This window comes from Collinsella sp. AM42-18AC (assembly GCF_003467965.1).
Taxonomy (GTDB): domain Bacteria; phylum Actinomycetota; class Coriobacteriia; order Coriobacteriales; family Coriobacteriaceae; genus Collinsella.
In genome coordinates, this window is the sequence record NZ_QSFY01000011.1 from 44,228 (window position 1) to 68,133 (window position 23,906).

The 23,906-nt window shown below is 58.1% G+C and carries 21 protein-coding genes; 11 read left to right on the plus strand and 10 right to left on the minus strand.

The annotated features are described in order from the left end of the window. Positions 1-344: 344 nt before the first annotated feature. The 7 genes from gyrA to DW913_RS07475 form a co-directional block, all read right to left on the minus strand. Positions 345-3,056 carry a DNA gyrase subunit A gene (gyrA, locus tag DW913_RS07445; RefSeq protein ID WP_199580805.1) on the minus strand — a complete coding sequence of 904 codons (2,712 nt, stop codon included), beginning with the start codon at positions 3,054-3,056 and terminating at the stop codon, positions 345-347. 41 nt (positions 3,057-3,097) lie between these two features. Further along, the gene (gene gyrB, locus DW913_RS07450; protein WP_117769723.1) at positions 3,098-5,128 is read right to left on the minus strand and encodes a DNA topoisomerase (ATP-hydrolyzing) subunit B; all 2,031 of its coding nucleotides are present in this window, start codon (positions 5,126-5,128) and stop codon (positions 3,098-3,100) included. A gap of 105 nt (positions 5,129-5,233) precedes the next feature. Beyond that, on the minus strand, positions 5,234-5,797 hold the full coding sequence (locus tag DW913_RS07455) for a DciA family protein (protein ID WP_117584032.1): 564 nt from the start codon (positions 5,795-5,797) through the stop codon (positions 5,234-5,236). Then, entirely contained in the window at positions 5,784-6,890 is a 1,107-nt protein-coding gene (locus tag DW913_RS07460; protein ID WP_117584031.1) for a DNA replication/repair protein RecF, read from the minus strand. Before DW913_RS07460 ends, DW913_RS07455 begins: the two co-directional genes overlap by 14 nt. Before the next feature lie 9 nt (positions 6,891-6,899). Next, the gene (gene dnaN, locus DW913_RS07465; RefSeq protein ID WP_099432409.1) at positions 6,900-8,003 is read right to left on the minus strand and encodes a DNA polymerase III subunit beta; all 1,104 of its coding nucleotides are present in this window, start codon (positions 8,001-8,003) and stop codon (positions 6,900-6,902) included. A gap of 238 nt (positions 8,004-8,241) precedes the next feature. Continuing rightward, positions 8,242-9,966: a DnaA ATPase domain-containing protein gene (locus DW913_RS07470; protein WP_117640646.1), complete on the minus strand. Its 1,725-nt coding sequence runs from the start codon at positions 9,964-9,966 to the stop codon at positions 8,242-8,244. A 15-nt stretch (positions 9,967-9,981) separates the two neighbouring features. After that, positions 9,982-11,334 (minus strand): ATP-binding protein, encoded by a 1,353-nt coding sequence (locus DW913_RS07475; protein WP_117798105.1) that lies wholly within the window; start codon positions 11,332-11,334, stop codon positions 9,982-9,984. Positions 11,335-11,679: 345 nt separating this feature from the next. Between DW913_RS07475 and rpmH the strand changes: the two genes are divergently transcribed. From rpmH to DW913_RS07520, 9 genes are all read left to right on the plus strand, one after another. Continuing rightward, positions 11,680-11,814 (plus strand): 50S ribosomal protein L34, encoded by a 135-nt coding sequence (gene rpmH / locus DW913_RS07480; protein WP_019127408.1) that lies wholly within the window; start codon positions 11,680-11,682, stop codon positions 11,812-11,814. 20 nt (positions 11,815-11,834) lie between these two features. Continuing rightward, positions 11,835-12,173: a ribonuclease P protein component gene (gene rnpA / locus DW913_RS07485; RefSeq protein ID WP_117766363.1), complete on the plus strand. Its 339-nt coding sequence runs from the start codon at positions 11,835-11,837 to the stop codon at positions 12,171-12,173. Then, positions 12,170-12,394, plus strand: coding sequence for a membrane protein insertion efficiency factor YidD (gene yidD / locus DW913_RS07490; RefSeq protein WP_117798106.1), 225 nt, complete (start codon positions 12,170-12,172; stop codon positions 12,392-12,394). The genes rnpA and yidD overlap by 4 nt, the downstream gene beginning before the upstream one ends. Before the next feature lie 29 nt (positions 12,395-12,423). After that, on the plus strand, positions 12,424-13,194 hold the full coding sequence (locus DW913_RS07495; protein WP_117584025.1) for a YidC/Oxa1 family membrane protein insertase: 771 nt from the start codon (positions 12,424-12,426) through the stop codon (positions 13,192-13,194). A 45-nt stretch (positions 13,195-13,239) separates the two neighbouring features. Next, the gene (locus DW913_RS07500; protein WP_117798107.1) at positions 13,240-13,809 is read left to right on the plus strand and encodes a R3H domain-containing nucleic acid-binding protein; all 570 of its coding nucleotides are present in this window, start codon (positions 13,240-13,242) and stop codon (positions 13,807-13,809) included. A gap of 168 nt (positions 13,810-13,977) precedes the next feature. After that, on the plus strand, positions 13,978-14,643 hold the full coding sequence (gene rsmG, locus DW913_RS07505; RefSeq protein ID WP_233542030.1) for a 16S rRNA (guanine(527)-N(7))-methyltransferase RsmG: 666 nt from the start codon (positions 13,978-13,980) through the stop codon (positions 14,641-14,643). Positions 14,644-14,777: 134 nt separating this feature from the next. Beyond that, on the plus strand, positions 14,778-15,578 hold the full coding sequence (locus DW913_RS07510) for a ParA family protein (protein WP_022093800.1): 801 nt from the start codon (positions 14,778-14,780) through the stop codon (positions 15,576-15,578). Then, positions 15,571-16,476, plus strand: coding sequence for a ParB/RepB/Spo0J family partition protein (locus tag DW913_RS07515; RefSeq protein WP_199578346.1), 906 nt, complete (start codon positions 15,571-15,573; stop codon positions 16,474-16,476). The genes DW913_RS07510 and DW913_RS07515 overlap by 8 nt, the downstream gene beginning before the upstream one ends. Next, positions 16,466-16,720, plus strand: a complete 255-nt coding sequence (locus DW913_RS07520) for a hypothetical protein (RefSeq protein WP_117564012.1) — start codon at positions 16,466-16,468, stop codon at positions 16,718-16,720. The genes DW913_RS07515 and DW913_RS07520 overlap by 11 nt, the downstream gene beginning before the upstream one ends. 198 nt (positions 16,721-16,918) lie before the next feature. Here DW913_RS07520 and rlmN read toward each other — a convergent pair whose 3' ends face one another. After that, positions 16,919-17,971 (minus strand): 23S rRNA (adenine(2503)-C(2))-methyltransferase RlmN, encoded by a 1,053-nt coding sequence (rlmN, locus tag DW913_RS07525; protein WP_117634727.1) that lies wholly within the window; start codon positions 17,969-17,971, stop codon positions 16,919-16,921. An 85-nt stretch (positions 17,972-18,056) separates the two neighbouring features. Here rlmN and DW913_RS07530 point away from each other — a divergent pair, with 85 nt between their 5' ends. Both DW913_RS07530 and DW913_RS07535 read left to right on the plus strand, forming a co-directional pair. Next, the gene (locus DW913_RS07530) at positions 18,057-19,022 is read left to right on the plus strand and encodes a D-alanine--D-alanine ligase (protein ID WP_117798109.1); all 966 of its coding nucleotides are present in this window, start codon (positions 18,057-18,059) and stop codon (positions 19,020-19,022) included. Next, positions 19,016-21,910, plus strand: coding sequence for a helicase C-terminal domain-containing protein (locus DW913_RS07535; protein ID WP_117798110.1), 2,895 nt, complete (start codon positions 19,016-19,018; stop codon positions 21,908-21,910). The genes DW913_RS07530 and DW913_RS07535 overlap by 7 nt, the downstream gene beginning before the upstream one ends. Here the strand turns inward: DW913_RS07535 and DW913_RS07540 are convergent. Together DW913_RS07540 and DW913_RS07545 are read right to left on the minus strand one after the other, a co-directional pair. After that, the gene (locus tag DW913_RS07540) at positions 21,907-22,830 is read right to left on the minus strand and encodes a YafY family protein (RefSeq protein ID WP_117798111.1); all 924 of its coding nucleotides are present in this window, start codon (positions 22,828-22,830) and stop codon (positions 21,907-21,909) included. The genes DW913_RS07535 and DW913_RS07540 overlap by 4 nt on opposite strands. After that, positions 22,811-23,833 carry a YafY family protein gene (locus DW913_RS07545; protein ID WP_117798112.1) on the minus strand — a complete coding sequence of 341 codons (1,023 nt, stop codon included), beginning with the start codon at positions 23,831-23,833 and terminating at the stop codon, positions 22,811-22,813. The genes DW913_RS07540 and DW913_RS07545 overlap by 20 nt, the downstream gene beginning before the upstream one ends. Positions 23,834-23,906 lie beyond the last annotated feature (73 nt).

The following is a 23,906-nucleotide window of genomic DNA, read 5'->3' on the forward strand; positions in this document are numbered from 1 at the left end:
CCCGGTTATCAGCCGGACGCTCTAACCAACTGAGCTACAGGTCCATCGCGCAAGGGATATATTAGACGAGTCGTTACGCGCGCGTCAACAACTTTTTTGAAAATCTTTGGAGGGGTTCGCCCCGGTCGCCCGGCGGCATATGAAGTCGCCTGCTCGGACAGTCCTGACTCGCACGGAGAGCACATTAAGTGCTCTCCGGCTCGTGCGGAACTCGCGATCGACTTCATATACCGCCGGGCGACCGGGGCGAACGCGGGTCCCTAGGTTTTCAAAAAAGCGGTCGGCGCGCAGGTGCGCCGACCGCCGATATATGGGGTCTGATGTTTTTGACCGGAGAGGACTACTTACTCGTCGAGGAGATCCTCTGTCATGTCGTTGCCGTCGCCTAGGTCGACTGGGGTCTCTTCGGTATCGGCTGCGGCCTCGACACCTTCGCCCTCGGGCTTCTCTTTGGCGGCTGTCATGCGGGCCACGGCGCATATACGGTCGTTGTCGTCGACGGTCATCATCTTGACGCCCTGGGTGGCGCGGCCGGTCTGGCTGATCTCGTCGGTCTTGACGCGAATGACCGTCGCGCCCTCCGTCACGATGAACAGCTCGTGCTGCGGACCCACCGTCTTCATGGCCGCGAGGTTACCCTTACGCTCGGTCATTTGGATGGTGTAGACGCCCTGGCCGCCGCGATTCTGCTCCGGGTAGTCCGCAACCGGCGTGCGCTTGCCGTAGCCGCGCTCGGTGATGACGAACAGATCGCCGTTGCCGTTAGTGACTTCCATGCCCAGAACGCTCACGCCGTCCTTCATACCGATACCGCGAACGCCGCTGGTATCGCGGCCGGTGGCGCGCACCTGCTCCTCGGAGAACATGATCGCCTTGCCCGCGGTGGTGGCCAGGATAATCTTGTCGCCCTCGCGCACGCGGCGCACGTTCAGCAGCGCGTCGTCGTCACGCAGGTTGATAGCGATCAGGCCGTCGCGGCGGCTGCGGTCATATGCGCTCATCACGGTCTTCTTGACCATGCCACTCTTGGTGGCAAACATCAGGTACTCGTCGGCAGGGAACTCGCGGCAGCTGATGACGCTCGCGATCTTCTCGCCCTCCTCGAAGGGCAGCAGGTTGACGATCGCGGTACCGCGCGCCTGGCGCGTACCCACCGGCAGCTCATGCACCTTCAGGCGATAGACCTTGCCCTTGTTCGAGAAGAACAGCACGTACTCGTGCGTGGACGCGATGAACATCTCGTCGATGACATCGTCCTCTTTGAGGTTGACGCCCGACACGCCCTTGCCGCCGCGTTTCTGGGCGCGGTAGGCGGCCACCGGGATGCGCTTGACATAGCCGGTGTGGGTGATGGTCACGACCATGTCCTCGTCGGCAATGAGGTCCTCGACGTCCAGGTCCTTCTCGACCTGGCTGATCTCGGTGCGGCGCTTATCGCCAAACTTCTTGGAGATCTCGCGCATCTCTTCCTTAATGACGCCCAGGATCTTCTCCTCGTGCGCCAGCAGGTCCTCGTAGTAGGCGATGGCGCGGCGCAGGCCGTCCAGCTCTTCCTGAATCTTGTCGCGCTCCAGGCCGGTCAGGCGGCGCAGCTTCATCTCGAGGATGGCCGTGGTCTGCTCGGGCGTAAAGCCAAAGCGCTCGATCAGGCGACTGCTGGCCTCGGAGTCGGTCTGCGAGGAACGAATGATGCTAATGACCTCGTCGATATGGTCGAGAGCCATCAGGTAGCCCTCGAGGATATGCGCGCGGGCCTGGGCCTTCTTAAGGTCGAAGCGGGTGCGGCGGGTGACGACGTCGACCTGGTGGTCGATGTAGTGCTGCAGCATCTCGCGCAGGCTCAGGCATTTGGGGACGCCGTTGACGAGCGCTAGGTTGTTGGCGCCGAAGGTCGTCTGCAGCGAGGTGTACTTATACAGGTTATTGAGCACGACCTGCGGAATGACGCCCTTCTTGAGCTCGATGACCAGACGGATGCCCTTCTGGTTGGACTCATCGCGCATATCCGAGATGCCCTCGATGCGCTTGTCGTTGACGAGCTGGGCGATCTTCTCCTGCAGGGTGCCCTTGTTGACCATGTAGGGGATCTCGGTAAAGACCAGGCGGTTGCGGCCGGTCTTGGTGGACTCCACGTGAGCCTTGGCGCGCACGGTAATGGAGCCGCGGCCGGTCTCGTAGCTCTGCTTAATGCCGGCGCTGCCCATGATGATAGCGCCGGTGGGGAAGTCCGGACCGGGCATGATCTGCATGAGCTCGTCGACAGTGGCGTCGGGATTATCGATCAGGTAGCAGGTTGCCTCGATCGCCTCGGTGAGGTTATGCGGGGCGATATTGGTGGCCATGCCGACGGCGATGCCCTGGCTGCCGTTGACCAGCAGGTTGGGGAAGCGCGCAGGCAGTGCCACGGGCTCGGCGAGCGATTCGTCGTAGTTGGGCTGCCAGTCGACGGTATCCTTCTGCAGGTCACGCAGCAGCTCCATGGCGGGCTTTGCCAGGCGGCTCTCGGTGTAACGCATGGCAGCGGCGCCGTCGCCGTCGATGTTGCCGAAGTTGCCGTGGCCGTCGATGAGCGGCGTGCGCATGGAGAACCACTGCGCCAGACGAACCATTGCCTCGTAGACCGCGAAGTCACCGTGCGGATGGTACTTACCGATAACTTCGCCGACCGTCCAAGCGGACTTCTTGTGCGGGCGGTTGGGGTAGATGCCGCTCTCGTTCATCGCATACAGGATGCGGCGGTGCACCGGCTTTAAGCCGTCGCGCACGTCCGGCAGGGCGCGCGCCGTGATGACCGACATCGAATACTCGATAAATGACTGCTTCATCTCGCGGCCAAACTCCGAAATCTGGAGCTGGCCACCGTTGATATCCTCGCCGGCCGAGGCGCCGCGATCGACTTCGCCAAAGCTCTCCTCGAGCTCACCGTCGTCGTCCTCTTCCTCGTCATCATCGGCATCGGGGTTATAGGCATCCGGATCGCCGTCCTCGCCCTGCTCAGCACGGGCAAGCAGGCGCTTCAGATCGTCGGGCATGCCGGCATCGCCGGCCTCGCCCATACCCTCGTTATTGTTGATATCGTCTGCCACGTTACCTCCTCTTAAGCGTCAAGGAAGCGTGCATCATGCGCATGCTTCTCGATGTACTCGCGGCGATAGCCGACCTCGGAACCCATCAGCTCGCGCACGGCGCGGTCTGCCACCACGGCATCCTCGATCGACACGCGCTGCAGGATGCGGGTCTTGGGGTCCATCGTCGTTGAGGCAAGCTGCTTGGGATCCATCTCGCCCAGACCCTTGTAGCGCTGGACGGTATAGCCCTTGCGCTTCTTGGTGATCTTGCCGTCCTTGGCCTTGCCGTCCTCGTCGTTGTCGTCGGGGTTCAGGCCCAGACTCTGGATGGTGTCGCGCAGGATCTCGTCTTCGGGCTGGCGGCCGTTGGGATACACGTAGTGGATCTTGTTGCGCACCTTAATGCCAAAGATGGGCGGGCAGGCAACATAGACGTAGCCGGCATCGATCAGCGGACGCATGTACTTGTAGAAGAACGTCAGCAGCAGGATGCGGATGTGCGCACCGTCGACGTCTGCATCGGTCATGATGATGATCTTGTGGTAGCGCGCCTTGGTGATATCGAAGTCGCCACCGTCGCCGGCACTCGTCGTGACGCCGCAGCCGATCGCGGTAATCAGCGACTGGATGGTGTCACTCGAGAATGCGCGATGGTCACCAACGCGTTCGACGTTCAGAATCTTGCCGCGCAGGGGCAGAATCGCCTGGATGTCTCGGCGACGGCCGTCCTTGGCCGAACCGCCTGCCGAGTCGCCCTCTACGATGAAGAGCTCGGTCAGCTCGGCATCGCGCACCGAGCAGTCAGCGAGCTTACCGGGCAGGGACGCCGTCTCGAGCAGGCTCTTGCGGCGGGTCGCCTCGCGCGCCTTGCGGGCGGCGTTGCGCGCCTTGCAGGCCTGTTGCGCCTTCTTGACGATCTCGCGGGCGGGCTTGGGATGCTCCTCCAAGTAATCGGCGAGGCCGTCGGTCACGATCTTGAGCGTGAGCGCGCGCATATAGGAGCTACCGAGCTTGGCCTTGGTCTGGCCCTCAAACTGCGGATCGGGCAGCTTGACCGAGATAACGGCCGAAAGGCCCTCGCGCACATCGTCGCCGGTCAGGTTGGCGTCTTTTTCCTTGAGCAGGTTCTGTTTGCGCGCGTAGTCGTTGATCACGCGGGTGAGCGCGGTGCGGAAGCCCTCAAGGTGCATGCCGCCCTCGGGAGTGTAGATGTCGTTGGCAAACGACATGACGTTCTCGCCGTAGCCGCTATTCCACTGCAGGGAAACCTCGACCTCGCCCATCTTGGCCACAGGCGCGTCCGGGTCCGATTTGCCCTCGATGTAGATGGGCTCCTTAAAGGCCTCAGGGACGTCCTTGCCCTCGTTGAGGAACTTGACGAAGTCGATGATGCCGCCCTCGTAGCAAAACTCCTCCACGTGGGGAGTCGCCTCGCGCTCGTCGGTCAGCACAATCTTAAGGTTCTTATTGAGGAACGCCGTCTCCTGCAGACGGTTGTGCAGCGTATCGAAATCGTAGATGCAGGTCTCGAAGATCTCGTCGTCGGGCCAGAAGGTGACGGTGGTGCCCGTCGAATCCGAGGTGCCCACGACCTCCATCTTCTTGACGGTCTTGCCGCGCGAGAACTCCATCTCGTAGGTGTTGCCATCGCGACGAACCTGAACGACCACGCGCTTGGACAGTGCGTTGACGACGGAGATGCCCACGCCGTGCAGGCCGCCCGAGACCTTATAGGCCGAGTTATCGAACTTACCGCCGGCGTGCAAGATCGTCATAACGACCTCGAGCGTCGGGATCTTTTTAACAGGGTGCTCGTCGACGGGGATGCCGCGCCCGTTGTCGACGACCGTGATGGAGTTGTCGGCGTGGACCGTCACCTGGATCTCGGTGCAGAAACCGGCCATGGCCTCGTCGACGGAGTTGTCAACGATCTCCCACACCAGGTGATGCAGACCGCTGGCGCTCGTCGAGCCGATATACATGCCCGGGCGCTTACGAACGGCCTCGAGACCTTCGAGAATCTTAATCTCGCCGCCATCGTAATCGTTTTCGTTTGCCACACGTCCTCCTTCAGTCAAGAAAATGTGTACAGCCTTACTAGTTTATCGTAAAAAAATACCCTCGGGAACGAGGGTATTTGGCTCTACAAGGCCACCAGATGCGATTTAAGGCTCTTTTTTGCTTTGCACGCCCTTGGCCCACTCGGCACTGGCTCTCATGGCATTCTCGAGGGCCTCGCGCAGTTTTTGGTCTTCGATGGGCGCCACTTGGCGCTCGATCTCGGTGCACTCGGCCTCACTTAGGTCGGCGTGCGGGGCCGGCGGGCGCTCGGTCGTCGCCGGGCGCAGGCGCTCCTTGGCGGCGGGCGGCGTGTGACCGGGCGCGGTGGTTTTGAACACCAGGCCGTCCACATGCGCACCGGCGCGCTCCATGCGCGCGCGGATGATCTCGCGCAACAGCGTCATTTCCTGCGTCCACGAGGGCGAGTCGAGATACACCAGCAGCTCATTGGACTCGGGCAGGTAGCGCAGTCCCGTCACATGCCGCCCCTCGCGCGTGCCCGAGCACACCGCGTTCCATGCGCGATAGACCGTGCGCGACTCCTCGGCGGCCTCCATCTGCGCACGGCGCTTAGGCGTTGCAGCCGCCAGGATGCGCTGGCGCTCTGCGTTCAAAAACCCGCTGAAGGCGACTGTCTCGCTCTCGCGCTCGTAATTAGCACGTCTCACCCATGCTCACCACCTTGGCTCGATCAAGCAGGTCATCGGTAAAGTACCCCAGGTTGGTCGTGGTTATGACCGTCTGGATATCATCGCCGATCAGCCGCAGGAAAGCGCCGCGACGCTCGCCGTCGAGCTCGCTCATCACGTCGTCCAAAAGCAGCAGTGGGGCGGTGCCCAGGACATCGCGAGCCACGGCAACCTCGGCCACCTTCCAGGACAGCACCAGCGTGCGCTGCTGTCCTTGGCTGGCAAATGAACGGGCGGAGCGACCCGCCACGGTAAACTCAATCTCGTCGCGATGCGGTCCCACCAACGTCACGCCGCGGCGAATTTCCTCGTCGGCATGCTCGTCAAGGGCGGCCAGCATGCGCTCGTACGCCCAACCCTTCAGCTCTTCGCGATCCTCGACCTGGGGCAAAGCCCCCAGCGTGGACGCATAGGTCACGTTGGCGGCCTCACCTGACGCTACTTGCCCGTAGGCAGTGTGCACATGGCCCGCCAGCCGGTCGAGCAGGGCCAACCGGTGCACGAGCAGGGCCGAGCCCGCGCGGGCAATCGAATCGTTCCACGCGCCGAGCATCTCGCGGCAGCACCAGGTCTCCTTGAGCAAGGCGTTACGCTGGGTCACGCAGCGCCCATAGGTGCTCGCAAGATCGGCATAGCGTGCGCTCAGTTGCATGCCAAAGTCATCGAGGGCGGCGCGGCGCACACTGGCGCCACGCTTAACCATGTCCAGATGGTCGGGGCAAAACAGCACGCTCGGAAGAACCCCGCGCACACCGGCGGCAGAGCATCTCTTGCCGTTGCGGCTAAACGAGCGCTTACCGTCCTCCGCGCTCAATCCCATATCAAGCACGCGGCCGTCGCCCTCGAGCCTCAGCTCGATCTTGCACGAGCCCACGCCGTCATGGACGAGCTCGGCTGCGGTCGGATGCCTAAACGAGGCGCCGCTCGTCAGCAGCTGCAGCGCCTCTATGAGATTGGTCTTTCCCGCCGCGTTGGGTCCCGCAAGTATCGTCACGCCCTCGTCCAGGGCAAGGTGATAGCTATCGAAGCTGCGGTAGTGCGCGACGGAAAGATCGCGGGCGAACATGGTCATGGCGCAGCGCTAGATGCGGACCGGCATGACCAGGTACAGGTAGTTGATCTTGTCGTAGGACTTAAAGATGCCCGCCTGCGAGTAGCTCTTGAGCTCCAGCGTGATCTCCTTCTCCTTGGACAGGGCATTGAGGCAGCCGAAGATGTAGTGGTAGTTGAAGGCGATGGTACCCGACTCGCCCTCGGCCTCGACATCGATCGTCTCCTGCGCAAGGTCCTGGTCATTGGAAATGGAGGACAGGCCCATCTGCCCGTTCTCGACATCGATCTCGAACTTGACGGCGGGGTTGGCGCTCGCGATAACGGCCACGCGCTTGAGGGCGGCGTTAAAGGCGGCGACGTCGATCTTGACGCTCGTCACGCACGAATCGGGGATGAGCTGCTTGTAGTTGGGGTACACGCCCTCGATGCGACGCGACACGTAGGTGGTGTTGCCGGCCTCAAAGACGACCTGGGTGTCGGTAGCCCCGATCATGATGGTCGCTTGGCTGGCCATGATGTTCAGCGCGTCGTTAAAGGCGTCAGCCGGAACGTTGAGCTCAAAGGAGCCCTCGAGGGTCGAGGTCTCGACCTGCGTATCGCACACGGCCAAGCGGAAGGAATCGGTCGCTACCAGGCGTACGGTGTTGTTCTCGACCTTCATGTGCACGCCGCCCAGGATGGGGCGAGCCTTGTCGGTCGAGGTGACGCGCCACACGCGGCCGACCATTTCGGACAAGACATCGGTCGGCAGCTCCACGGCACTCTCGATGGCATAGGCCGGAAACTCGGGGAAGTCATTGGCATCGAGCGTGTTCAGCCTAAAAGAGCTCTTCTCGCAACCAATCAGCACCTGGCGCTCGGACAGCTCAAAGGTAACCGGGGCATCGGGGAGGGTCTTGGTGATATTGGAGAGCATCTTACAGGGAATAACCATCTCGCCCTCTTCTTCGACATGCGCCGCGATGCGATGACGGATCGAGATGGTGTAGTTAGAGGTCTGGAATTCCAAGATGCCGTCTTGGGCCTTAACGAGCACGCCCGACAGGATGGGGAGGGTGGATGCCGAAGCGACACCCTTCATAACGACGCCGATGGCTTGTGTAAGCGAGCTCTGGCTGACGGTGAACTTCATCTTTTAATACCTTTCTATAGATATAAATATCTTAATAATAGTAATAGCACTGACGAAACTGTTGATTACTCCCAAAGACGCAGGTCAGACCCAGAAAGAGAATCGACAGCAACCTGTGTGCAACAGGGGTGGTTTTCCACGTTCAAAACCTGCGCAAAACTTTTCATCACCGCGGGTTGGGTTTTAGACACCTTATGCCCGTGGTTTCGACAAGTTTTCAACAGGTGTCTCTATTTCCCTACGAGCGCAGTGTAATTTTATCGCGCAGCGACTTGAGGTCTTCGGTGACGGTGCGGTCTTCCTGGATCATCTTCTGGACCTTTTTGTAGCTCGTGCTGACGGTCGAGTGGTTGCGGTTGCCAAATTCGGCGCCCACCGCCGTGGTCGTCATCTCGCACATCTCGATGGCCAGATAGATGGCAATATGGCGTGCTTTGGCGATATTGGCGTTGCGACGCGGGCCGATGAGCTCCTCGTGCGTCACGCCGTACTGCTCTTCGATGACGGACTGAACCGTCTGGACGTTGATCTTTTTGGCCGATGTGTCGAAGTACTGGCTGGCGATGGCGTCGATATCGTCAAAGGTGAGCTCCCCGCCCTCGCGCTCGCGGTCGCCCGCCTCGCCGGCGCAACGCTCGCAAAAGCTCTCGAGCTCGCGGATGTTGGTGCCCGAGACCTCGGCCATGTGTTTAAAGTGCTCGTCGGTCAGGTGCCCGCCGTCGCCCCCATAGGCCGCCAGCAGCGAGTCGTCGCCTGCCTCGGGAGCGGCGACGATGGTGTTCTCGTAATAGCGCTGCAAGATCTTGTATTTCATCTCGTAGCTGGGCTCTGCGACCAAGCAGAGCATGCCGGCGTTGAAGCGGCTGGTCAGACGCTCGTCCATGCTCAGGTCCTTGGGGGCGCGGTCTGCCGCGATGACGACCTTCTTGTTGTTGCGGATGAACTCGTCCATGAGCTGGAAAAAGTAGTCCACGCTCGCGCGCTTGCCGATGATGTTTTGGATGTCATCGATGATGAGCACGTCCACGCCGTGGTATGCCTGCATGATAGGGGCGTTGCTCTTCTTTTGGCGGTCGAACTCGGTCATCAGGTCGTCCAGATATGCCTGGGAGTTGGCATACTTGACCTTGATCTCGGGCGACTTCTCGGCGAGCTCGTTTTTGATGGCAAGCAGCAGGTGCGTCTTGCCCAGGCCCGATTTGCCGTAGATGAACAGTGATGTGCACGTGCCGCGCTCGTCCGCGAGGGCGGCAAACTTGAGTGCCGAGCGATAGGCATGGCTGTTCTCGGGGCCGTAGACAAAGTTCTCAAAGGTAAATTTTGAGTTCGCGGCGAGCGGGGCTCCATCCGCATTCTGCTCGGCCGGTACGGTCGGTGCTGGCATGGGTGAAGCGGGGGTCGCAGCTTGCGTGGACTTAGTCGGCGCTCCGCCCTTCATCTGATTCATCATGCGACGAAAATCATCGGCCGAGAGCGTGTTCTTGATTGCAATGCCCGAATCCGCGCCCGCCGCTGCGTCGTGAGCGATAGGCATGTGCGTGACGGGTGCGTTCGTTGACGTCGCCGCCGCGGTCGGCAACGGTGCCATGGTTTCACGGGAAACATCGCCGTGCTGGTGCTCGATTGTCGGCACGTCGCCTGCGGAGGCCGGCACCGCCGGGGAAGCAGCGGGAGCCGTGGCGGGCGCCGTCGCGGCAGCAGATTCGGCCGTTGCGCCTTGCGGTGCCACGATGTCGAGCGCGATCGGTGCAAAGGCGATTTCTTCCAGATAGGCCTCAATGGTCGGCTGATGCTTTTTGAGCTGCGCGATGGCAAAGCGCGAGGGGGCCTCGATCGTGAGCGTATCTTCGGTCAGGCTTATGGCGCGCGATTGCCCCAGCATGTTGATGAGGCGTGCATCTTGGCCGTCGCGCTGGCAAAAGGCGATGGCATCCCCCAGGATGATGCTTGCTTCCTCGTCCACTGTCTCTCCCGTTCTTTAGCTCTGAGCTCGCACGCGAGCGGCGCCGAGTTCGGTCAGATGGTATTTCTGGCCATGCTTGATGACCAAGCCGGCCTGCGCCAAGTCATTGAGCGTGCGTGACCAAGTAGGGGCCGAGTTTCCAAACGCCCTCGCCAGATCGGTTGCACCGCACGCTTGATTTTGCGCCAGATAGCCCAGCGCGGCGTTGCCGCGATCGCTTACGAACACGTCCGGCTGTGGCTGAGCATACTGATTTGCTGCATTAGGATACATCATTTGAGCTGCTGATTGTTGAGAACTCTGCATCGGCGGCATTTGCTGTTGAAAACTTTGAGGCCACTGTTGGTAAGGCTGCGGAGTCATCTGCTGGGCCCAGGGGTTGTACTGCTGCTGCGGCATCTGCTGGTGCGGCTGCTGATATCCCTGCTGGTACTGCTGTGGGAACTGCTGGCCATACCCCAGTGGCGGCATCTGCTGATATGGATATCCCTGTTGGTACGGCTGATATCCCATTTGCTGGCCACCCGGTGCCCCCGTCGCCTGCTGCATTGCTGCTGCATCCTGATCCGCCAGCGGCATGGCCTCTGGCACGTTTGGCGGCATCGACATCGACGCCGCCTGGGACTCTTGTGTAGGAAGCATTCCGGGCTGCTGCATCTGTCCCACGCGGGGCTGCATCTGTTGCGTTGCCATGGGCTGCTGCGCAAAAGCTCCCGGCAGGGGATATGCGGACTGCTCCGTCTCGGGCCGCACGGCAGCACCGCGCCCGCCGGCGCGTTCGATTTCCTGCACGCGTTTAGGATCCAGGCTTACCGTAACCACGGTGCCGTTGCCCATGTTGTCCTCGATGGACACGGCCCCGCCGGCGTTTTCCAAATACTCCTGCACCATGGGAAACCCTGCTCCGGTTCCACGGATATAGCGCTTCATCTTGCTGTTTGCGCTGGTAACGCCAAAGTCGAAAGCGCGCTCCTTGTCGTCGATGCCGGGTCCTTGATCAGCAAAGCGGATGGTGTCTCCGCCGTCCAGAATCGAGATGATGGGCTCGGCAAAGTGCGCGTGGATAAAGTTTTCGACAATCTCGCGGATGACCATGAGCGAGATATGGCCACCTTGTTCTTTCATGCACTGGTAGACGGTGTTGGTCGTCTCTTCCAAATACGTGCGGACATCTTGCGGATCAATGACGATCACACGCGGTGTCGACAGCATGTCGTCATAGACGGCGATGCGCGCGGCGTACATGGCTTTTGGCGCCTGCGTGGTCGTCTGCTCGCCTTCCTCACGCTCTTCGCGCACGCCGGTGATGTGCTCGTTGTCGGGTGCCGGGTCTCCGGAATCGACCATGGTGTAAAAGTCGTCAGACATGCCGCTCGCAATCTTTCAAAAGGTTTCGAACAAATAGTAGCTCACCGTGCAATGTTTCTCATCTTTCGACAACTTTTCAAAACCTGTTGAAAACTTTGGAAAACGGACGAAAAGTTCTCAACATTGCCAACATGACCTGTTGAAAACTCGATGAAATATCGTGAAAAGTTGCCATGCACCGCTAAATCGAGCTTGGCTTATGGGGGAACCGTGTGAACTGCGCAACCTTTTACCTTTGATTTCTTGACATTTGAACATTGATTTCCCTACAATCTTCAAGCTCACGTGTCTATATCTGCGTCCGCGTCCCCGCGGACACTCGAAATGCAGCAGGAGGAACTTAAGATGAAGCGTACGTATCAGCCTAATAAGCGTAAGCGTGCCAAGACCCATGGCTTCCGTGCCCGTATGGCCACCAAGGGTGGTCGTGCCGTGCTCGCCCGTCGCCGCGCCAAGGGCCGCAAGCGTCTCACTGTCTAGCAGCGATACACACATCTCGCATGAAGACTATTAAGTCTCGGCAAGATTTCGAGCATGTGTTCAGTCAGGGGCGTCGTTTCAATCACCCTCTGATTCGAATGACCATATGTGAATCGGTTGGCGAAGGCGACTCCGGAAGGGTCGCCTTCGTTGGTGCTAAACGGCTCGGTTGTGCTGTCGTGCGCAACCGTTCTAAGCGTGTGATGCGCGAGGCCGCCCGCAGCTGTGGATTTCCCGTTGCGGGTTATGACATCATCTTGTTCGCAACTCCCAAGACGAGGGATTCCTCGCCGCAGGAGATGGACAAGGCATTGCGTTCGCTTATGAAACGCGCCGGCGTTGCCGGGGAGGAGCGATGAGCAATCACGTTTTGCGACGTGTTGCCATCGCTCCTATTCGCATATATCAACAGGTTATTTCGCCCTTATTGCCTGACGCCTGCATTTTTTACCCAACGTGCTCGCAATACGCCATCCAGGCGATTGAGAAGTACGGTGTTTTGAGAGGCTGCTGGCTTGCCGTGAGGCGCATCGCTCGCTGCAATCCCCTGCACGTCGGCGGTTATGACCCTGTGCCCTAGCGGGCACTCGCTATCGGAGGAAAACTTACATGTGGGATTGGATCGTTAACATCCTTTTCGAGCTGCTCAAGCTCATCCAGACCTTTGCGGTCGACTGGGGCCTGTCCATCATCATCCTGGTGGTCATCATCCGTCTGCTGCTGACGCCGCTTATGCTCAAGTCGACTAAGTCGACGGCTCGCATGCAGGTGCTGCAGCCCAAGATGCTCGAGATCCAGGAGCGCTATGCCGACGATCCCCAGCGTCAGGCCGAGGAGATGCAGAAGTTCTACAGCGAGAACAAGTTCAACCCCATGGCTGGTTGTCTGCCGCTTCTGATTCAGATGCCTATCCTGTTTGCCCTGTTTACGCTGCTTCGTAACCTGCCGCAGTACTTTAACGAGGGCACGTTCTCGTTCTTCAACATCCTGCCCGACCTGACCACCACGCCGAGCGCTTCCTTTGCCGATGGCTTTATGGTTGCACTGCCTGCGCTGGTCTGCCTGATCCTGTTTGCCGTCCTGACCCTGATTCCGCAGCTCTATATGTCGCGCAACCAGACCGGCCAGCAGGCCCAGAGCATGCGTATGATGGCCGTTGTCATGACGGTCATGATGCTTTGGATGGGCTGGAGCCTTCCCGTTGGTGTTCTGCTGTACTACGATGTGTCTTCTGCCTGGCAGGTTATCCAGCAGATCTTCGTGACACAGAAGGTTATCGACAAGGCTAAGGCCGATGAGGAGGAGCGCCTCAAGAACGCTCCACTGCAGGTCGAGGTTACCCGTCGCGAGAAGAAGCCGCGTCCGCACAAGAAGAAGTAGTCGGGATATCAATCTTATTTAGGTACCTAACTTTTGGAGTACGTTATGTCTGAAGAGATCATCGAGGATATGCTTGAGGAGGTTGCCCCGCAGACTGCGGGCGATTATCCCGAGATTGCACAGCGCTACAAGGCCGGTGAAGAGCTGACCGATGAGGAGCTCGACACCATCGCCGATGTTGCGATTTCCATTCTGCGTTCCATCCTTTCGCACTTCGATGCCGCCAACTCTCCTATTGATGAGTACGAGGGTGACGAGGGCGAGCTGATTTTGGATGTTACCGCTCCTGATCTTGCTGTTCTCATTGGCCGTCATGGTCGTACCCTTGATGCCCTTCAGGTTATGTTCTCTTTGCTGGTGAGCCGCAAGCTTGGCTTTAGGTATCCGGTTGTAGTGGACGTCGAGGGATACAAGAGCCGCCGTCAGGACAAGGTTGCCTCCATGGCACAGTCTGCAGCCGAGCGTGCCATCCGCACTCATAAGAGTGTTTCGCTTCCGCCCATGAATGCCTATGAGCGTCGACTGGTTCACATTGCACTTCGTGGCAATGATGCCGTCGATACTCATTCTGAGGGTTCTGACCCTGATCGCCATGTGGTGATTGTTGCTCGATAATCTGCTCGAGCTTATGCTAAGGGGACGTGGTTTCCACGTCCCCTTTTTTTGTCAAAAGTTCTCGATACACTGATTTTTGTCAGAAAGGAGCTTTCGTTGTTAGTACTTACTGATCAGCAAGCTGACGAGATGTTGACTCGTCTATCTTCCTATTGCAAAGAGTATTCCTTGAGCGTATCTGATGTTGAGCTGAGGAAATGTATTCAGCATTTGGATTTGGTTCTGGAAACAAATAAGACAACTAATCTCACCCGTATTCTTAACGTAGAAGATGCTGCGGTACTTCATATCCTCGACTCACTTGTTTTGCTCCCCTATATCAATAAGGCTCCTGAGGGAGCTCTGCTCGATATGGGGACAGGTGCGGGCTTCCCTGGTATTCCGTTAACCATAGCCACGCATCGTAAAACTACTTATATTGACTCTGTTGGTAAGAAGGTTGATGCCGTCAATTCTTTTGTTCATACTCTTGGGTTGAAACATGCTCATGCGATTCATGATCGCCTTGAAGAATATGCTCGAAGCCATAAGAAGCAGTTTTCTGTCGTAACCGCCCGCGCACTTGCCCCTCTACCGATTCTTGTTGAGTATGCGGCTCCGTTCCTCAAGGATGGAGGTCTATTTGTTATCACCAAGGGCAATCCTTCCGATGAGGAGCTTGCTTCCGGTATGTCAGCAGCTAAGATTTGCGGCTTCACTTTGCTTCTGAATGACGCAATCGATTTGCCTGAGGGCTTGGGCCACAGGGAGTTTATTGTTTTTAAGAAGAGTCATCCAGCATCCGTTTCATTGCCTCGTGCAAATGGCATGGCTAAGAAGAATCCGCTTGCCTAGATGTTTCACGTGAAACATAATGGATACTAACAACTTGCAGTGTTTCACGTGAAACATGGCGGTTGATATCGAATCGGAATGTTTCACGTGAAACATCCTCCGTTTGACAGCTTTAATACACACCAGGAGGGACCGTGGGATTTCGCGACGTTAAGCGTTCTAAGAGCGCAAAAGACACGCGTATCATTGCAATCATCAATCAAAAAGGCGGCGTCGGTAAGTCAACGACGGCTGTAAACCTTGCAGCAGCACTGGGTGAGCAGGGTCGTAAGACACTAATTGTCGATTTTGATCCGCAGGGAAACAGCACCAGTGGATTTGGAATTGAAAAAGAAGACCTTGATCACTGCATCTATGATGCATTGTTGAATGATGTGCCGGCAGAATCGCTTGTTCTTGATACAAATTGCAAAAAGGTATTCGTAATTCCAGCTACGATTCAGCTTGCAGGTGCCGAAATTGAGCTCGTAAGCGCAATTGCTCGTGAAACCCGCCTCAAAGATTTGCTTGAGCCGATTCAGGACGAGTTCGATTTTATTTTCATTGACTGTCCTCCTTCGCTCGGCCTGCTTACTATCAATGCCTTGACCGCAGCAGATAGCGTTTTGATTCCAATCCAGTGTGAGTATTACGCACTCGAGGGCGTTACGAAGCTGCTTGAGTCAATGAAGATGGTCAAATCACGTCTGAACAAGGGCTTAGACACCTATGGCGTGCTTATGACCATGTATGACTCACGTACTTCTTTGTCGAATCAGGTTGTTGAGGAAGTTCAATCGTACTTTGGCGATAAGGCGTTTAAGACGCTGATTCCCCGTACGGTTAAAATCTCTGAAGCTCCGTCTTTTGGAGAACCGGTAATTACCTATGCACCTCAAAATAAGGGTGCAAAAGCGTATATGAACCTTGCAAAAGAGGTGATCAAGCGTGCCTAGTGTAAAGAAACGTGGTGGATTGGGACGCGGACTCAATGCTTTGGTCTCAGAGGCTGAGTATGAGACCGGTGGTTCTGCTGCATCTGCTTCAAATGCCGCATCTGAAACAAAACTACCTATTGAGGATATCGTTCCCAACCCTAATCAACCGCGAATTCACTTTAATGAAACTGAACTTCGCGAGTTGAGCGAGTCAATCCAAGAACATGGCGTTTTGCAGCCGCTCTTGGTTCGCAAGCATGGAAACGGCTATGAGATCATCGCTGGTGAGCGTCGTTACCAGGCGTCAAAGCTTGCTGGTCTTGAGGAACTGCCTGTCATCATTAAAGATGTTAATGATGAAGAGATGCTGGCCCTTGCTCTTATCGAAAATCTTCAGCGTTCTGATCTGAATCCCGTCGAAGAGGCTAAGGGCTATCGCCAGCTCATCGATGCTAGCGGTATGACCCAGGAGGCGTTGTCGAAGGCCGTAAGCAAGTCACGCTCTGCAATTACAAACTCGCTGCGCCTTCTCGATCTCCCCGAAGTAGTTCAGCAGATGATTTTTGAGGGTAAACTTACTGCTGGTCACGCACGTGCGATTCTTGCAGTTCCCTATGAGGACGCGCGAATTCGACTTGCAGAGAAGGTTGTTGCAGAGGGCCTTTCCGTAAGAGCGACAGAAAATCTTGCTCCATTGTTTTCTGCCGGAGAAACGCCTAAGACGCCGAGGCCTGCAACGCCTCAGTCTTTTAAAAAGGCTGCGCGTGTACTTCGTCAGATATTTAATACCAACGTACGCGTGAAGAGCTCGCGTGGAAAGAATAAGATTGAGATTGAGTTTAAAGACGAGGAAGAGCTCTCTCGTATTCTTGGTGAAATGATTCAGTTTGATCAAGGAGGCCAAGATGAGGAATAAGATTTTAACTGCGATTGCATTGGTGACGACTGTCGCGGCTGGTGCCTTTGCTGGCTATAAGATCGCGACAGACGATGAACTTCGAGGTCGTTTGCTTCGTGGCGCGCAAGATATTGTCGATACTTCCAAGAAGAAAATGGATGTTATGACAGAAGATGTTGCCATGCGCACTGCTCAGGTAACGAAGAATCCCAAGATTAATCAAGGTTGGGTTAGCAACCAATGGGAAAATGTAGGCTATTAGGTACCTAACAATTACCCTGCATATTTTGAGGGGTCCTTGTCTGATTCACGAGACAAGGACCCCCTATTTTGGCAGTAAAAATGGGAAAGGTTGCAACTGATCCAAAATTGAGGTCGATAAATGAAACGGCCCAGGTTGCATATCCTGCAATCGGGGCCGTTCGATGTTTCACATGAAACGTTTTGGCGTGTGACTCCCCTATGCGTTCTTCTGAACTTTGAAGCGCTGTTTCAGCTGTCCGCAAGCGGCGTCAATATCGTTACCACGGGAGTTACGAATCGTGGTCTCTATGCCACGGGACTCAAGACGACGCTGAAGATCCTCAACCTTGTGAATCGGCGACGGCTTGAGCGGGCTGCCCTCGATGTCGTTAAGCTGAATCAGGTTAACGTGGCACAGCGTTCCCTCGCAGAAGTCGCAGAGCGCCTGCATCTCGGGATTCGTATCGTTGACGCCTTCGATCATGGCATACTCATAGGTCGGGCGGCGGCCAGTCTTCTCGGTGTAGAGCTGAAGCGCTTCGTGAAGGCGAAGCAGTGTGTATTTCTTAACACCGGGCATGAGCTTATTGCGCGTCGACTGGATGGCGGAATGCAGGGAAACGGCAAGCGTGAACTGCTCGGGGATATCGGCAAATTTGCGAATACCGGGAATAACGCCGCTGGTAGAGACGGTGAGGTGACGAGCGCCGATACCGATGCCATCGGGGTCGTTGAGGATACGCAGTGCCTTGAGAACCTCGTCGTAGTTGGCAAACGGCTCGCCCTGGCCCATGAAGACAACGCTTGTGGCACGCTCGCCAAAGTCGTTGGATACATGAAGCACCTGGTCGACGATCTCTTGAGCGGTCAGAGAGCGCTTGAGGCCGTTGAGACCGGTAGCGCAAAAGGCACAGCCCATGCCGCAGCCTGCCTGGGTGGAAACGCAGACGGAAAGTTTGTTACGGCGGGGCATGCCGACAGTCTCGACGGAAATGCCATCGTGGTACTCGAGCAGATACTTGCGCGAGCCATCTTTGGAAACCTGCTTGGTGAGTTCAGTCGGCGTATCAAAGGCAAAAGCCTCTTTAAGCTGCTCACGGAAAGCCTTGGGAAGGTTGGTCATATCGTCAAACGAACAAACGTTCTTCTCAAAGACCCATTCGATGAGCTGCTTCGCGCGGAAGGCGGGCTGGCCAAGTTCGGCCACGAGCTCGCGAATATCGTTTTGGCTCAAGTCGCGAATGTCCTGAGATTTAGTCTTGGGATTCATGGAAGCCTTTCGATTTTGGGGAAACGTAGAGGGTATCGCTACAATATGGTATCAGCTGCAGAAATTATAGAGGAGGAGTCTGCCCATGCCGGGTAAAAGCCTAGAGAACATGCACGTAGCGGTCTTGGCGGGCGGTCATTCCGCCGAGCGCGAGATCTCGCTCGATTCGGGAAAGAACGTTGTGGTGGCACTGAAGGAAGCCGGCTACACCTCGGTGGAGCTGCTTGACACGGCCGCCGATGACTTTATGGTAACCATGGCGACCGGCGGATTCGATGTGGCATTTATCGCCATGCACGGCGCCGGCGGTGAGGATGGCGCCATGCAGGGTGCCATGGAGACCCTGGGTATCCCCTACACGGCCTCGGGCGTACTTGCCAGCGCCTGCGGTGCCGACAAGGAGGTCTCTAAGCTCCTATACGCCAAGGCGGGCATTCCCATTGCCCCCGGCCTTGCGCTCGAGGTGGGCGATGAAGTCGATATCGATCATATCGTCGAGGTTTGTGGCGAGCGCTGCTTTGTGAAGCCGGCCGTCAACGGTTCCAGCTATGGCATTTCCCTGGTCCATGAGCCCTCCGAGCTGCCCTCGGCAATCGCCAAGGCGTTTGAGTACGGCGACAAAGTGCTGGTCGAGAAGTGCATCGAGGGTACCGAGATCACCGTCGGCGTATACGGCGAAGATGACGTGCGCGCCCTGCCGATTGTCGAGATTCGTAAGCCCGAGGACTGCGAGTTCTACGATCTGGACGTGAAGTATGTCGACCCTACGGATATCCATCGCATTCCGGCGCAGATTTCACCCGAGAATTACGCTCGTGCCCAGGAGCTTGCCTGTGCCGCTCACAAGGCGCTCGGTTGCCTGGGCATCTCGCGCAGCGACTTTATTGTGAGCGAGGACGGCCCCGTTATCCTCGAGACCAATACCATTCCCGGCATGACCGATACGTCGCTGTATCCGGATGAGATCCGCCACACCGATGACATGACGTTCCCGCAGGTCTGTGACAGTCTGATCCGTATGGGCCTTCGTCGAGCGGGCATTGCATGCTAATCGAGGACGCGGTTTCGTCAGGAACGCCGCAGTTTGTCATCGACTCCTATGCCACGCTTGCCGACCGCGCCAAAACGCAGTCCTTCGGCCTTATCGAGGAAGATGTGATTGTCCTCGATACCGAGACCACGGGTCTTTCGGTGCAGGACAACGAGCTGATCGAGATCTCGGCGGCCCGTCTTTCGGGCCGCGAGGTCATCGACCGCTTCGATACCTTCGTGCATCCCAAACAGCTGATTCCCGCCGAGATTACCGAGCTCACGAGCATTACAAATGCCGATGTGGCAGATGCCCCGTCGGCGGTTGAGGCCGTCGCCGCTCTCGCCGATTTTGTCGGTGGCTGCCCGGTGATCGCACACAACGCCACGTTCGACCGCTCGTTTATCGAGTCGGTCAAAGGCGGCGTCAACGTGAGCGATATTTGGATCGATTCGCTGGCGCTGTCGCGCATCGCGCTTCCGCGCCTGGCCTCGCACAAGCTGTCTTTTATGGCCGATCTGTTTGGCTGTGACTCGGTGTCACACCGTGCCAATGCCGACGTCGACGCCCTGTGTGGCGTATGGCGCGTGTTGCTCGTGGCGCTCACCGACTTGCCCCAGGGCCTCATGGCGCGCCTAGCCGACATGCACCCGGATGTGCCTTGGTCCTATCGTCCTATATTCTCATTCTTGGCGGGACAGAACCCTGGTTCTATCTTCTCTCTCAGCGCCGCTCGTGCTGACGTTCTCAAGGCCGATCGCGCCGACGATCGGGTGGACGCCGACGAACTGCCGGTCCTCAAGATGCCGAGTCGTGAGGAGATTGAGGCAGACTATGCGCCGGGTGGCCTGGTCAATCGCATGTATCCCACCTACGAGCCGCGTGATGAGCAGATCGCGATGGCGCTCGAGGTCCGCGATGCGCTGGTCACGGGCACTCATCGTGTAATTGAGGCGGGCACAGGCGTCGGCAAATCGATGGCCTATCTGGTGCCTTTTGCCGAGGCAGCACGCCGTAACAACATCACGGTTGGTATTGCGACCAAATCGAACAATCTTGCCGACCAGCTCATGTACCATGAGCTGCCAAAACTTGCCGAGCAACTGAACGGTGGTCTGTCATTTTGCGCTCTCAAGGGGTATGACCACTATCCGTGCCTGCGCAAGCTCGAGCGCATGAGCCGCGGCCAGGTCGAGATCACCACCAAGCGCGATCCGGCGGACACGCTCACGGCGGTCGCGGTCATTATGGCGTACGTCTGCCAATCAGCCGATGGCGACCTCGACTCGCTCGGCATTCGGTGGCGCAGCGTCAACCGCCCCGACTTTACGACGGCCTCGCGCGAGTGTGCCCGTCGCCTCTGCCCGTTTTTCCCTGATAAATGTTTGGTCCACGGTGCTCGCCGTCGTGCGGCACATGCCGATGTGGTGGTCACCAACCATTCCCTGCTGTTCCGCAATGTCGCGGCCGAGGGCAGGATTTTACCTCCGATTCGTCATTGGGTAATCGACGAGGCCCATTCCATCGAGCGCGAGGCGCGCCGCCAGTGGGCGCGCGTGGTGTCGGCGGACGAATCACGCGTCCTGTTCGAGCGCCTGGGTGGCTCGAGCACCGGCGCACTAAGCCAGGTTTCCCGTGATTTGGCAACCTCCGAGGGCTCTACGCTCTATCTGGGCCTTACTGCCAAGGCGACGTCGACGGTTGCCCGCGCGAGCATGGCAATCGCCGACGTGTTCGATGGCGTTCGCGAGCTCGGCCGCCGTGCGCGTGGGGGTTATGACAATGCCAATCTATGGATTGGCCCCGAGCTGCGCGAATCAGACGACTGGCATGATTTCTTACAGTCGGCCTACACTGGCATCGACGCATTGGAACAAGCTGACAAGAGCGTCGACGCGCTGGTGCAAGCCGTCGCCGCCGACAAGCCCGAGGTTGTTGTCGACCTGGGTGATATCTCGCGCCGCCTGCACGAGCTGGCCGAGAACCTCAAACTCATCATTGATGGCACCGATGAACACTACGTATATTCGCTGCAGGTCAATCGCAGGTTGCGTGCCGGCGGAGAGTCGATGACCGCAGAGCGCATCGACATTGGCGAGGCCTTGGCAACCGAGTGGCTGCCCGAGGTTCACACGGCTATCTTTGCCTCGGCAACCATGACGGTGTCCAAAAGCTTTGAGCACTTCAACCATGCTGTCGGCCTCGATCGCATCGGTGCTTCAACATCCTCATCGCTGCACTTGGACTCGAGCTACGACTTCGATTCGAACATGGCTGTAGTCGTTGCGGGCGATATCCCCGATCCGCGCGATCGTGAGAACTATCTTACGGCGCTCGAGCGCGTGCTGGTCGACGCCCATCTTGCCATGGGCGGATCGGTGCTCACGTTGTTCACCAATCGGCGCGACATGGAAGACCTGTACGCCCGCGTTGAGCCCAAGATGGCCCGTGCGGGTCTGGAGCTCAACTGCCAGCAGCGCAACTCATCTCCTCGTCGCCTGCGCGACCGGTTTATCAACGAGCCGACCTCGTCGCTTTTTGCGCTTAAGGCCTTCTGGGAGGGGTTTGACGCCAGCGGCGAGACGCTGCGTTGCGTCATCATTCCCAAGCTGCCGTTCTCGAGCCCCACGGACCCGCTCTCGTGCGAGCGTAACCTGCGCGAAGACCGCGCTTGGGCACGCTATTCGCTGCCCGAGGCGGTGCTCGAGGTCAAGCAGGCGGCCGGCCGCCTTATCCGCTCGTCGACCGATTGCGGCGTGCTGATTCTGGCCGACCCGCGCCTGGTGACGAAGGGCTACGGGAAGAAGTTCTTAACGTCGCTGCCCACGAGCTCTTATCAGCGCATCGAATCGGCGCAGATCGGTCACTATCTGCAACTGTGGCGCGCACGCCACGAGCGGCGGCGCTAAAGCGGACAGACGAGGGTTTTTGCCATATCGCACAGACGCTTTGACAGGGCGGGGTCATCCAAGATGCGGATGGCTCCGCCCGCTGCGATTATCTGGCTCAATAGCCAACGCTCGGAGCCGTAATGCACGGTTACCGTTGCCATGTCTGCACCGCCGCGCTCGATGAGGGCGATGCCGGCCCAGTCCAGATGCTCCGCCATATCGAATGGCATCAAGAGCTTTGCGCTACGCTGCGTCCGGGCAAGGGAATCGTGGAGGGATGCAACGTCCGGTGCGTGAGGCACGACGGAGTCTTCCGTCAAGGCGAGTCCCTCGATTTTATCCATGCGATAGGTGCGCTGCTCATCGACCGCGATGTCCCAGGCAATCAGATATGTTTGGTCGCCGTTTGCCGTAATGCGCAAGGGGTCGACCAGACGCTCGCGTGGCCGTGCATCGTCCATCGAGCGATACGAGATGCGGCAACGAACACCGTCCTGAATGGCGCAGCTCAGCTGCTGCCAGTGCGACCCGTGGTTGACGGTGTCAAAGACGCGCTGGTTATAGCCGAGCTCTTCGGGTAGAAGAGCATGTCGAATCCGAGCTGCCGCCTGGGGCTCGATCCCCAACGATTCAAGTTCATGGTTGAGCACAGCGCCCTCGGCGGCACTCAGGCGCAGCGGTAGCACACGCCCGGCGTCACCGGTGAGGACCACACGCTCGCCGTGGCATTCGCAGATGATGCGCGCACCCGATTCTCGGTCCGCGAGCGTCGAGACGATCTCGAGAATCTCGTCGAGCGACACCCCCGTGATGTCAAAGCGACTGCAAATCTCGGTTCGTGTCATGCCGCTCTCGCCGGCGGCGTAGAGGGCCTCCATGATGTCGATGGCGCGCGAGAGCCTCTGCTCGCTGGTGAGTTTACGCACGGGCATGCTCATGCACCGTCCTTTCAATGAGGTGGTTCCACGCCTGTTTGAGCGATTTGGGGGCCATGGGCCTCATGCCGTCCATGGCGTGGGCCATGCAAAATGAGGCGGCGGCTTCAAGGTCGCGCACGTCAACGGTCCAGGTCCATCCTGCATCGGTGTGTGCGAGCTCGCCTCGCCCGCGCGTGAGGCCGTTGATCATATCGATCTGCGTCTGCGGGGCGAACGAGAACGTAGCCGCAACGGGCGGGCGGTCGGCAAAATCGAATTCAAAGAACAGGTAGTCGTTGAGATTGAAGTCTGCAGGGATGGCGTAGGCCTTCGAAGGACGCCAAGCGCGAACGATACGGTCGCAGCGGAATGTCCTGATGTCGTCGGTGGCATTGTCGAGGCCGCAGAAGTACGCAACGCCCTCGCGCTCGAACATGCCGTAGACGCAGACGGTACGCTCTTTCTGCTCACCGCGTCCGTTCTGATATAAAAATCGCAGCGCGCATCGCTCGGCAAAGGCGCTCCATACCGCATCGACGGTGGGAGAGCGGCGGATCGGTGCTTCGTCCGCCGTCGTCCTGCCGGTGAGGTAGGCAATCTTGGAACGAATATCGGCAAGCGGCGCGGCAAAAGTGGATGAGCCGGCCGCTATTGTCTGGTCGATAGCGTTGAGCAGGATATCGGCGTCGTCTGCGGTGATGAGGCCGCCTGCCGCAAACGTGTGCTCGCGGTCGATTGTCCATGAGCTTTCCTCGGTCTCCTGCGCGCCGGCGGGGCGAACCTCCTTGATTAAGATGCCGCGTTCGAGCAGTTTGTCACGATCGCGCCGAAACTTGCGCTTATCCGAGTCGATATTGCCCGAGCCATATCCCAGGTCAGAATCCAAGACGATCTGCTCGGTCGTCAGCGGTTCGGGGGAGCTGTTGAGCACAAAGAAAAGATTGAGGATGCGCTGAGCCGTTTTATCGAAACTGGGCTCCGAATTCCCCTTTTTAATTGTCGCGGTCGCGTCGCTTGCCGTCATAGAGTCCTCGCATGAGAAGGTGGTTTGCTGCCATGATTTTAGTCCGATATGGAGATTAGGCTATATCCTTGTC

Coding starts and splice junctions, on each gene's coding strand:
- DW913_RS07545 (WP_117798112.1), bottom strand. CDS start 23,833: ATGACGGCAAGCGACGCGACCGCGACAATTAAAAAGGGGAATTCGGAG.
- DW913_RS07520 (WP_117564012.1), top strand. CDS start 16,466: ATGAGGAATAAGATTTTAACTGCGATTGCATTGGTGACGACTGTCGCG.
- DW913_RS07530 (WP_117798109.1), top strand. CDS start 18,057: ATGCCGGGTAAAAGCCTAGAGAACATGCACGTAGCGGTCTTGGCGGGC.
- rpmH (WP_019127408.1), top strand. CDS start 11,680: ATGAAGCGTACGTATCAGCCTAATAAGCGTAAGCGTGCCAAGACCCAT.
- dnaN (WP_099432409.1), bottom strand. CDS start 8,003: ATGAAGTTCACCGTCAGCCAGAGCTCGCTTACACAAGCCATCGGCGTC.
- DW913_RS07475 (WP_117798105.1), bottom strand. CDS start 11,334: ATGTCTGACGACTTTTACACCATGGTCGATTCCGGAGACCCGGCACCC.
- DW913_RS07460 (WP_117584031.1), bottom strand. CDS start 6,890: ATGACCATGTTCGCCCGCGATCTTTCCGTCGCGCACTACCGCAGCTTC.
- gyrA (WP_199580805.1), bottom strand. CDS start 3,056: ATGGGCGAGGCCGGCGATGCCGGCATGCCCGACGATCTGAAGCGCCTG.
- DW913_RS07500 (WP_117798107.1), top strand. CDS start 13,240: ATGTCTGAAGAGATCATCGAGGATATGCTTGAGGAGGTTGCCCCGCAG.
- yidD (WP_117798106.1), top strand. CDS start 12,170: ATGAGCAATCACGTTTTGCGACGTGTTGCCATCGCTCCTATTCGCATA.
- DW913_RS07540 (WP_117798111.1), bottom strand. CDS start 22,830: ATGAGCATGCCCGTGCGTAAACTCACCAGCGAGCAGAGGCTCTCGCGC.
- rlmN (WP_117634727.1), bottom strand. CDS start 17,971: ATGAATCCCAAGACTAAATCTCAGGACATTCGCGACTTGAGCCAAAAC.
- DW913_RS07535 (WP_117798110.1), top strand. CDS start 19,016: ATGCTAATCGAGGACGCGGTTTCGTCAGGAACGCCGCAGTTTGTCATC.
- DW913_RS07495 (WP_117584025.1), top strand. CDS start 12,424: ATGTGGGATTGGATCGTTAACATCCTTTTCGAGCTGCTCAAGCTCATC.
- rnpA (WP_117766363.1), top strand. CDS start 11,835: ATGAAGACTATTAAGTCTCGGCAAGATTTCGAGCATGTGTTCAGTCAG.